The following is a 10,234-nucleotide window of genomic DNA, read 5'->3' as shown; positions in this document are numbered from 1 at the left end:
CCGCCCCCACGGCGCGCACCTCGATGCGCGTGCGCCGCTCCGCGCCACTGCGGCGCAGGGCGGGCACGAAGTACGCGGGGGCGCAGGTGCCACCCAGGAAGCGCCGCTGCCCGCCGGGCAGCACCTGGTGCACCTCGTAGTGGCGCACGGCGCGGTCGGTGCCGCCCCCGCGGGCCGGGCGCCAGCGCAGCCGCAGCTCGGCCGTGTCCGGGGCGACGAGGCGGGAGGCCGTCACCCGCAGCAGCCCGGGCCGGCCCGGAGCCCGGGGAGGGCCGGCGTGCACGGCGAGCATCCCCAGGCGCCACCGGAGCGCGCCGCCCGCGCCACCGCGCTCCGCCGTACGGGTGTGGCCGGGGCCGTGAGCAGTACGGAGCTCGTCCGGGCCTTCGGCAGTACGGTCGGCGTCCGTCGCCGCGGCGGTGAGCCGGACACCGAGCACACGGACCGTACGGCGACCGAACCGCCGCCCGTCGAGCCGTACGGCGGAGCTGGTCCAGCCGTCCTCCGCCCGTACGGTCGCCGCCGGCAGCCAGCGGAACGGCGGCCGCGCTCCCGGCCCGGCCGGCTCGGCACAGGCCACGGCCAGCTCGACGACGACGGCCGCCGAGCCCGGCTCGGCCCGGTGCGTCAGCTCGACGGTCGCGCCCCCGGCCGGCAGCCGCACCGCCGTGCGGTACAGCTCCACCGTGACCGGGGCCGTCGGCTCGCCGTCCACGAGCAGACTGCTGCCGCCGCGCCAGGCCGCCTCGAAGTCGAAGCCCACCGAGGGGCGCCGCCCCACGGTGTGCACGGCCCAGCGGCGGCCCGGCAGCCGGTCCTGGAGGGCGAGGTGGTGCCAGGCGCCGGTGCCGGTCGGCCGCCCCTCCTCGTACCAGTCGGTGCCGTGCCCCGTGGTGAACGCCGTGGCGAACGGCAGGCCGGTGACCGTCGAGCGGTCGGCGATGTGGAGCGCCGCCGGATGCCAGCCGTCCGGGCCCACCGGCGCGGCGGGGTTCGCGTCCTCCCCGGTCCAGAACCGGTTGTCGCGGGCGTGGAAGGCGCCGGGCGAGCGGGGCGCCGGCTGTGAGTGCCAGGTCCACTCGGGGCGGTAGAGGCCGTACGAGACCAGGGGGTCGCGCCCCTCGGGCAGTACTGCCTCCCAGTCGACCTCCGTGCCCCATCCGTTCGCCTGCACGTCCACGCCGGCCCACAGTTCGTACGGCGAGCGGCCCAGCTTGGCGGCGTACCGGGCGGAGGAGGCGGGCCGGGTGCGGTCCTCTCGCCAACGGAAGTCGAGGTACATCGTGTGCGCCAGGGGCCCGTCCGCGCCGTGGAAGAACAGCGCGTTCCGGTCGTTGAGCTCCCCCTGCCAGCCCACCCGCCCCTCCGCGTCGAACGCGTCGTACCAGGTGAGGGAGAGCTCGGGGGCCGCCGCGCGCAGATGGCGGAGAAAGGCCGCGAACTCCCGGGCCAGCGCGGCGTCCCCGCCCTCCGTCTCGGCGTTGACGAACCAGCCGTCGAAGCCGAACGACCGGGCGGCCAGCGCCAGCCGGTCGGCGAGCGGAAAGCCGCCGGAGGAGTCGCGCTGCACCAGCTCGCGCGTCCAGGTGAGGTCGCCCCCGTACGCGACCGGCGGCAGGAAGACGGTGCCGAGGACGCGCACGCCATGGCGGTGCGCCGCGTCGACGACCGGCCCGTTCGGCGCCAGGATGATCCCCTCGCCGGCGGAGCCGCCCCAGAACACCAGCTCCTCCAGATAGGCCCAGTGGGTGAAGGCGTAGAAGTCGGCGGTGGGGGCGCCCTGGGAGGGGTTGCCGGCCGTGGGGGAGAAGGAGACCAGCGCGGACAGGCGCGCCCGGTCGTGCGCCCCGGGGTGGGCCGGCACGGGGGTGAAGCGCTCGGCCCGCGGCACGGTGGAGACGTTGTGGGGCAGATCCGGGTCGTCCTCCGGCCGCCACTGCTTGAGGCTGCGCCATACGGCGCCGGGGTCCGGCTCGCGGCCCTCGGGAAAGCTGTCCGGGAACCAGTAGGTGGCGTACGGCTGGAGGGAGGACCCGTACGGACCGAGGGGCGCGCCCTTGTTCGGGGCGGCGGGCGCGCCCGCGACCGTACGGCCCGAGGCACCGGTGGCCTCCGACAGGGCGGCTGCGGCGGGCGGGGCCCCGAGCAGCGGTACGGACGCCGCCGCGGCGCCGGCCAGCAGGGCGCGGCGCGAGAGGCCCCGCGCCGGGGCGGGGTGGGCGCGGTCGTCGCGAGCGGTCATCTCAGGTCACCTCGCCGGTGTGGACGAGCTCGGTGATGCCCCGGGCCGCGAGGTGGGCGGCGTCACCGGAGCGCTGGACCAGTACGGCGGCCACCCGGACGCCCCGGGCCGCCAGACGGGCCCAGGCCTCGAAGAACTCCCCTCCGGGCGCGCACACCGAACGGTGGGGCGCGCTGTGCTCGTCGCCCGCGTCGAGCAGCAGTCCTGTGGTGCGGGGCGGTGGGGGCGACCAGTGGGCGCGCAGCCCTTCCGCGGCCCTCGCCAGCACCCGCCCGGCCGGCTTGACCTCCCGGTCGCTGGTGAGCAGCCCGAGGCCGTACTCCAGCTCGGGGAAGTCGACGAGCGACCGTGACACGTCGTGCGAGCACCACCAGGTGACGGCCCGCAGATCCGTACAGACCAAGGCGTTCTCCAGGGTCGCCTCGGCGAACGGGGCGGCGTGCTCGGCGGGGATGAGCGGGGCGGGCGCCCCCACCTCCTGGAGCCACACCGGCCGCCCCGGCCGCGCCCACGCCTTGGACAGCTCGATCAGATACTCGGCGTGGTGCAGTGTGGCGGCGCCCGTACGGCCGTGGCGCTGCGCCGTGCCGTTGAACACCCACGCGTGCACGGTGGTGGCGGCGCCCAGCCGCGTGGCGTGCGCGGGGGTGAAGGGGTGCCCGTCGCGGAACCACACGGAGTCGTCCTCGCAGTGGGTGTGCCAGCGCCCCGGGGCGGCGCGCTCGCACACGGACAGCAGATGACTGAGCCAGCGACCGGCCTCCGCTTCCGTGCAGGGGTCGGGGTCGGGGTGCCGGGCGTCGCAGAACTGATTGAGCTCGTTGCCCAGGGTCATTCCGAGGAAGCCGGGACGGTCGGCGAGGGCGGCGGCGAGGGCCTCGACATAGGCGGCTTCCCCGGCCACCGCCTCGGCGTCCGTGAAGAGATTGCGCCGGTGCCAGGTGCGCAGCCACGCGGGGACGAAGTCGAAGCTGGAGAGGTGCCCCTGGAGGGCGTCCACGGCGATGTCCAGCCCGCGCTCGGCGCCGGCGTCGACGAGCTGGACGAGCTGGGCGAGGGCGCGCGGCCGGATCAGGGAGCGATGGGGCTGGAACACCGGCCAGAGCGGGAAGACCCGCAGATGATCCAGGCCGAGCGCGGCGAGGGAGTCGAAGTCGCGCCGCACCTCGTCCAGGTCGAAGTCGAGCCAGTGGTGGAACCAGCCCCGCGAGGGGGTGTAGTTGGCGCCCAGGCGCGGTGGGCGACGGGCGGCGGAATCGACGCCCACGGCAGGATCGGTGGAACCGACAGGATCGGTGAAACCGGTGGAATTCGTGGAATCCGTGAAACCGGTGGAATCCGAGGAATTGGTGGTCATGTCTTGACGGCCCCTTCGCCGACGCCCTTGAAGAAAAGGCGCTGGAGGCAGAGAAAGAGAAGCACCATCGGAAGCAGCGCGGCCATGGAGCCCGCGGCCACGAGCCGCTGGTCACGCGAGAAGGACGTACCGGACAGCGTCTTGAGACCGAGCTGGAGGGTGTAGTTGTCGCTGCTGGTCAGCACGATCAGCGGCCACAGGAAGTCGTCCCACGCGCCGATGAAGCTGGTCACGCACACCACGGCGAGCGCGCCCCGGGCGGACGGCAGGAAGACGCGGGTGAAGCGCTGCCACTCGTGGGCCCCGTCGAGGACGGCGGCCTCCTCGATCTCCCGCGGCACGGCCAGGAAGGCCGCCCGCATGATCAGGAGGTTGAGCACCGACACGGCGCCGGGCAGCCAGACCCCGATCAGGGAATCGATGAGCCCCATGGAGCGCACGGTGAGAAAGAGGGAGATCATCACCGATTCGAAGGGGAACATCAGGGTGGCCACCAGAACGGTGAAGACCGCGGTGCGCCCCCGCCACCCGGGCCGGGAGAGCGCGTATCCGCCCATGGCCGCGAACACGGCATTGCTGATCACCGACAGAACCGCGACGATCAGGGTGTTCCCCGCGTACGCGAACAGGGGGAACGAATCGGCGAGGCGCGCGTAATGGTCGAGGGTGGGCCGACTGGGCAGCAGCCCGCTGTAGACGTCCTCGTCGCGCCCCTTGAGGGAGGTCAGGAACTGCCAGACCACCGGGCCCAGCATGACCACCAGCATCAGGCAGAGCGTCGTATAGCGGCCGGCCAGTCGGAAACGGCTCATGCCTCGTCCCCCTTCGACAAGCGCCGCCCCAGCACGCTGAAGACGAATGTCAGCAGGAACAGGAGAAGGGAGATCGCGGCGGCGTAGCCGGTCTCGCCCGCGAAGCCGAGCCCGACCTGGCGGATCAGGAACGGCAGCGTGCGGGAATCCCCGCCCGGCCCGCCGGTCTCGCCGCCGAACACATAGATCTCGGTGAAGACCCTCAGCGCGGAGATCGCCGACAGCGTGCCCACCAGGAGCATCATGGGTTTCACGGAGGGGACGGTGACACTGACGAAGCGGCGCACGGGCCCCGCGCCGTCCAGGGCGGCCGCCTCGTAGAGCGAGGCCGGCACATTTCCCAGGGCCGCCAGATAGAACACCATGTAGTACCCGAGGCCCTTCCAGACGGTCACCAGCATCGCCGAGAACAGCAGCAGGGTGCTGTCGGTGAGAAAGGGAATCGGCTCCGATATCAGCCGCAGCTTCGCGAGGACGGTGTTCACCAGGCCGTCGCTGCGCAGCACCCACTGCCACATCAGTCCCACGACGACCGCCGAGGCGATCACCGGGGTGAAGAAGGCCGAGCGGAAGAACCCGATGCCGGGAATGTTCTTGCGCACCAGGACGGCGAGCGCGAGCGGCAGCACCACCAGACAGGGCACGACGACCACGGTGTAGAGAACGCTGTTGAACAGAGCCGTCCAGAAGTCCGGGTCGCCCAACGCCCGGCGGTAATTGGCGAGGCCCACATAGCGGCCCCCGGTGAGAATCCTGGCATCGGTGAAGGACAGCACCACGGTGTTGAGGAACGGCCAGAGGCTGAACGTGACCACCGCTCCCAGGCCGGGCAGCAGAAAGAGATACGGCGTCCACCAGCGGCGGTACGCGGTCGCCACGACAGGCCCTACCGCGGTGTGCGCCGCTGCTGCGCGAGCAGGGCGTTGGCCGCCTCCTGGGCCGCCCGCACCGCCGCGGCCGGGTCGCTCTCGCCCTTGATCGCCTTCTGCATCTCCCGGGTCACGGCATCGCCGACCTGGCTGGTCCACTCCACGGGGGTATTGGCGTCGAGCCGCGCGGCCCGCAACTGCTCGGCGCCGATGGCCCGCGCCATGGTCTCGGGGTCCTTGCCGTCACCGCGGTCGGAGAAATACGGGTCGGCGAGCCCCTTCGCGTTCGACGGGTAAATGGTCACCCGTTTGGCGAAGGCCACCTGATTGGGGCCGTTGGTCACCCAGCGGGCGAACTCGGCGGCGGCGTCCGGGTGTTCGGTGGTCCTTCTCACCCCGAGGGACTGGGTGTAGATGCCGATATGGCCGAGGGTGCCCGTGATCGCCTTCGCCACGCGGGTCCGCTCGTAGACCCGGGGCGAGTTCTCCTTGACGTCCTTGATGAAGCCGGGCGACCCGGGACCGAAGACGACCTTTCCGGCGCCGTAGAGCTGATTGACGTCATCGGCCTTGGTGAGGGACTCCTTGGGCATGGCGCCCTGGGCGTACAGATCCCGCATGCGCGTGACCCATTCCACGGCCTTCGGGGTGTCGAAGGTGAACGCGTCCCGCCGCTCGTTGAGGAGCCGGACCCCCATCTTCTGCCAGTCGCCGGGCAGCCGGCCCTTCGGATCGGCCATGAAGGCGGCGTACGAGCCCCCCGACGTCCGCGCGATCCGCTCGGCGACGTCGAAGAACCGCTCCACGGTGGTCGGCGGCTCGGCCGGGTCGAGCCCCGACGCGGCGTAGAGCGTCGCGTTGTAGGTGAGGATTTCCGGCGTCACGTACCAGGGAAAGGCGTAGACGCCGTCCTTGCCGGGCAGCCGGTACTGCTCCCAGGCGCCGGGCACGTATTCCCGGGCGACCTCCGGGGCGAGTTTCTCGACATCGGCCAGCATGCCGCGGTCGCCGAGCAGCTGGAACGAATCCGTGTTGAGGTTCACGACATCGGGAAGCGTGCCGGCCTGGGCGTCGGTGACCAGCTTCTCGTTGTACCCCTCGCCCGGCACGTCCTCCCAGACCACGTTCACGTCCGGATATTTCTTCTCGAAGGCGTCGATGACGCCCTCGACGTACTCGGTGAAATTCGGCTTGAGCTGCAGCGTGCGAAAGGTGATCTCGCCGGAGACGGTGCCCTTCCTCCGCGGCTCGTCGCCGTCGGAGCCCGATGAGCCGCCCCCGATGCCGCAACCGGTCACGAGCAGGGCGGCGGCCGTGACCACGGCGACGGCGGACAGCGAGCGGGGCGGGCGGTGGCGAACGGGCATTCCTCGGCGCATGGGCATTCCTCACTCCTCGTGGGCGGCCGGGCCCCGAAGGGCCGCCGCGGGAAAGGCGAGAAAACCGACAAAGCGGAACGGCGCACAGCACGAACGGAAGAAAAGGCGCAGGAGCAGCGGAGAGGGCGGAGAAGGTGGCAAGGCGTACGCGTCGCACCCCTCGCGGGCGTGCCCGGCGAGCAGCGATGACAACGGTGTCGCGCCCCATGGCCCCCGTCAACCCCACGGTGCGCGCTTCTCCTGCCCCCTCGATCAGGACTTGACCGACCGGTAGTACCGCCGTGCCCCCTCGTGCAGCTCCAGCGGATCGGTGTAGATCGCCGTACGGAGATCCACCAGCTGAGCCGCGTGCACCTGGCTCCCTATCCGGTCACGGCTGCCGATGACCGTCCGGGTGACCCCCTCCGTCAGCTCCGCGTCCGTACGGTCGGTGGTCACCAGCAGGTTCGCCACCGCCACCGTCCTGATCGCCCTCCGGTCCCGGGAGCGCGGATAGGCGTCGGCGGGCATCACGGCCGCGCGGTAGTGGCGGTTCTCGCTCCCCTGCGCGTGCAGCTCGTCGATGAGGTCGCCCAGCTGCACCAGCTTGATGCCGAAGCGCCCGGCGAGATCGGAGACGGCACCCGTCGGCAGGCCGCCCGACCAGAAGAAGGCGTCGATCCTGCCCCGCTCCAGCAGGGTGGGCATCTCGTCGATCCCCTTGCGGACGGGCGTGATGTCCCGCTCCGGGTCCAGCCCGGCCGCCCGCAGCAGCCGCTCGGAGATCAGACCGACCCCGGACCCCTCCTGCCCGATGGCGACCCGGCGGCCCCGCAGGTCCCGGGTGGTCTTCACGGGCGAGTCGGCGGGCACGACGAGCTGGATGTAGTCGTCGTACAGCCGGGCGCACGCCCGCAGCCGCTGGGCGTCCCTGCCACCCTCGCCCCGGTAGGCCGCGACCGCGTCCGCCGTGGCGATGGTGAAGGTGGCCTCGCCCGAGATCAGCCGCCCGATGTTCTCCACCGACCCCTTGCTCGACCGCAGCCGCACCTCCACGGCCGGCAGCTCCCGGGCGAGGGAGCGCTTGAGCAGCCCGCCGTAGCGCGCGTACACCCCTGAGGGCACCCCGGTGGTGAAGGAGACCGTCCCCTTCGGCGAGGCCGCGCCGCCCACCGGCAGCGCCCACCACAGCAGCAGCCCGAGCACGACGGCGGCCGCGACCGCGCCCTGCGCGGCGCGGCGCCGGCCGGGACGGGGGAGAGCTGGCACCATGCGCGCGATCCTGCCAGCTGCCCTCGGTCCGTACCAGAGGCGTGGCGCCGCCGCCGGGACCGAGCCGCGCCGCCGCCGGGACCGAGTGGTGATCGCCCCGCCGGGGCCGAGGCGGCGCCGCGCCCCGCCGGGGCCGAGCGCGGCCCGGGAGCGAGCACGTACCCTGGTGGGCGAGATGAGCGCGAAGACATACGAGGTGCGCACCTACGGGTGCCAGATGAACGTCCACGACTCCGAGCGGCTCTCCGGACTGCTGGAGGACGCCGGGTACGTCCGGGCCCCCGAGGGCACCGCGGAGGGGGAGGCCGACGTCGTCGTCTTCAACACCTGCGCGGTGCGGGAGAACGCCGACAACCGGCTGTACGGCAACCTCGGCCGGCTCGCCCCGATGAAGGCGAGGCGGCCCGGCATGCAGATCGCCGTCGGCGGCTGCCTGGCGCAGAAGGACCGCGACACCATCGTCAAGAAGGCGCCGTGGGTCGACGTCGTCTTCGGCACGCACAACATCGGCAAGCTGCCCGTACTGCTGGAGCGCGCGCGCATCCAGGAGGAGGCGCAGGTCGAGATCGCCGAGTCCCTGGAGGCGTTCCCCTCGACGCTGCCCACCCGGCGCGAGTCCGCCTACGCCGCGTGGGTCTCCATCTCCGTCGGCTGCAACAACACCTGCACCTTCTGCATCGTGCCCGCGCTGCGCGGCAAGGAGAAGGACCGCCGCCCCGGCGACATCCTCGCCGAGGTCGAGGCGCTGGTCGCCGAGGGCGTGGTGGAGATCACCCTGCTCGGCCAGAACGTCAACGCCTACGGCTCGGACATCGGCGACCGCGAGGCGTTCTCCAAGCTGCTGCGGGCCTGCGGCTCGATCGAGGGCCTGGAGCGGGTCCGCTTCACCTCGCCGCACCCCCGGGACTTCACGGACGACGTGATCGCCGCCATGGCCGAGACGCCGAACGTCATGCCGCAGCTCCACATGCCGCTCCAGTCCGGCTCGAACACCGTGCTCAAGGCGATGCGCCGCTCGTACCGCCAGGACCGCTACCTCGGCATCATCGACAAGGTGCGCGCCGCCATGCCGGACGCCGCCATCTCCACCGACATCATCGTGGGCTTCCCCGGCGAGACCGAGGAGGACTTCGAGGAGACCATGCACGTGGTGCGCGAGGCGCGCTTCGCGCAGGCGTTCACCTTCCAGTACTCCAAGCGCCCCGGCACCCCCGCGGCGGAGATGCCGGGCCAGATCCCCAAGGAGGTCGTCCAGGCCCGCTACGAGCGCCTGGTGGCCCTCCAGGAGGAGATCTCCTGGGAGGAGAACAAGAAGCAGGTCGGCCGCACCCTGGAGGTGCTGGTGGCCGAGGGCGAGGGCCGCAAGGACGGCGCCACCCGGCGGCTGTCCGGCCGCGCCCCGGACAGCCGGCTGGTGCACTTCACGCGCCCCGAGGAGCCGGTGCGCCCGGGCGACGTCGTGACCGTCGACATCACCTACGCCGCGCCGCACCACCTGCTGGCCGAGGGCCCCGCCCGGGGCGTCCGCCGCACGCGCGCCGGTGACGCCTGGGAGAAGCGCAACGCCGCTCCCGCGGCGCCGTCGGGCGTGATGCTGGGCCTGCCCGGCGTCGGGGTGCCCGCGCCCCTGCCGCCCGCGACCACGGCCGGCTGCGCCCTCGACTGAGCGGGCCGCCGCCCGCGCCCCTCGCGCTCCGTACTGCTCGCTCCCGCGCCCGTCCTGAGGGCGCGGGAGCGCGCTGTTCGCCGCGCACGTTCCGCCGAACAGCGCCTTGCTAGGGTTCCGGGCATGCTCGTTGCCGCTGCCGTCTGCCCCTGCCCGCCCCTGCTCGTCCCGGAGGTGGCCGCCGGCGCCGCGGCCGAGCTCGACGCGCTGCGCGCCGCCTGTTCGGACGCGGTGTCCGTACTGGCGGCCGCCCGCCCCGACCGGCTGGTCGTCATCGGCCCGGCGGAGCAGGACGGCCGCGGCCCGCACCCCGGCGGCGCCATCGGCTCCTTCCACGGCTTCGGGGTGGACGTGCGGACGCCCCTCGACCCGTCCCGCGCCGAGGCGCCCGCCGCTGCGGACGCGGCCGCGGAGCGGGCCACCGAGCGCCTTCTGCCGCCGTCCCTCGCGGTGGCCGCCTGGCTGCTGCGCGAGGCGGGCTGGTCCGCCGCCCCGGTCGAGGGCCTCGGTGTCGGCGAGCCGCTCTCCTCCGACCACTGCGCCGAGGTCGGCCACGACCTCGCGGCGGGCGCGGAGCGGGTGGCCCTGCTGGTGATGGGCGAGGGCAGCGCCTGCCGCATGCTGCGGCTCCCCGACTGCCCCCTGGAGGCGGCCGCCG

8 protein-coding genes are annotated in these 10,234 nt (G+C 73.1%); 2 read left to right on the top strand and 6 right to left on the bottom strand.

Annotated features, from left to right (window positions below):
• From ACSNOD_RS22795 to ACSNOD_RS22770, 6 genes are all read right to left on the bottom strand, one after another.
• A partial coding sequence (locus ACSNOD_RS22795; protein WP_436768882.1) for an endo-beta-N-acetylglucosaminidase occupies positions 1–2,242 on the bottom strand: 2,242 nt, incomplete at its 3' end.
• Between the two features lies 1 nt (position 2,243).
• Positions 2,244–3,509: a glycoside hydrolase 5 family protein gene (locus ACSNOD_RS22790; protein ID WP_436768881.1), complete on the bottom strand. Its 1,266-nt coding sequence runs from the start codon at positions 3,507–3,509 to the stop codon at positions 2,244–2,246.
• A gap of 86 nt (positions 3,510–3,595) precedes the next feature.
• Entirely contained in the window at positions 3,596–4,411 is an 816-nt protein-coding gene (locus tag ACSNOD_RS22785; RefSeq protein ID WP_436768880.1) for a carbohydrate ABC transporter permease, read from the bottom strand.
• Positions 4,408–5,289 (bottom strand): carbohydrate ABC transporter permease, encoded by an 882-nt coding sequence (locus ACSNOD_RS22780; RefSeq protein WP_436768879.1) that lies wholly within the window; start codon positions 5,287–5,289, stop codon positions 4,408–4,410. The genes ACSNOD_RS22785 and ACSNOD_RS22780 overlap by 4 nt, the downstream gene beginning before the upstream one ends.
• A gap of 8 nt (positions 5,290–5,297) precedes the next feature.
• Positions 5,298–6,659: an ABC transporter substrate-binding protein gene (locus ACSNOD_RS22775; RefSeq protein ID WP_436768878.1), complete on the bottom strand. Its 1,362-nt coding sequence runs from the start codon at positions 6,657–6,659 to the stop codon at positions 5,298–5,300.
• 252 nt (positions 6,660–6,911) lie between these two features.
• Positions 6,912–7,910 (bottom strand): TAXI family TRAP transporter solute-binding subunit, encoded by a 999-nt coding sequence (locus tag ACSNOD_RS22770; RefSeq protein ID WP_436768877.1) that lies wholly within the window; start codon positions 7,908–7,910, stop codon positions 6,912–6,914.
• 175 nt (positions 7,911–8,085) lie between these two features.
• Between ACSNOD_RS22770 and miaB the strand changes: the two genes are divergently transcribed.
• Both miaB and ACSNOD_RS22760 read left to right on the top strand, forming a co-directional pair.
• On the top strand, positions 8,086–9,576 hold the full coding sequence (gene miaB / locus ACSNOD_RS22765) for a tRNA (N6-isopentenyl adenosine(37)-C2)-methylthiotransferase MiaB (RefSeq protein ID WP_436768876.1): 1,491 nt from the start codon (positions 8,086–8,088) through the stop codon (positions 9,574–9,576).
• A 123-nt stretch (positions 9,577–9,699) separates the two neighbouring features.
• The coding region (locus ACSNOD_RS22760; RefSeq protein ID WP_436768875.1) for a hypothetical protein at positions 9,700–10,234 on the top strand (535 nt) is incomplete at its 3' end.

The sequence above is a fragment of the Streptomyces sp. URMC 123 genome (assembly GCF_051386515.1).
GTDB lineage: Bacteria > Actinomycetota > Actinomycetes > Streptomycetales > Streptomycetaceae > Streptomyces.
Note: the sequence above shows the minus strand (reverse complement) of the source record. Positions and strands in the feature narration are given on the sequence as shown.

Excerpts from the sequence above, each read along its gene's own strand:
- ACSNOD_RS22785 (WP_436768880.1), bottom strand. The coding sequence starts at position 4,411 with ATGAGCCGTTTCCGACTGGCCGGCCGCTATACGACGCTCTGCCTGATG.
- ACSNOD_RS22775 (WP_436768878.1), bottom strand. The coding sequence starts at position 6,659 with ATGCGCCGAGGAATGCCCGTTCGCCACCGCCCGCCCCGCTCGCTGTCC.
- ACSNOD_RS22770 (WP_436768877.1), bottom strand. The coding sequence starts at position 7,910 with ATGGTGCCAGCTCTCCCCCGTCCCGGCCGGCGCCGCGCCGCGCAGGGC.
- miaB (WP_436768876.1), top strand. The coding sequence starts at position 8,086 with ATGAGCGCGAAGACATACGAGGTGCGCACCTACGGGTGCCAGATGAAC.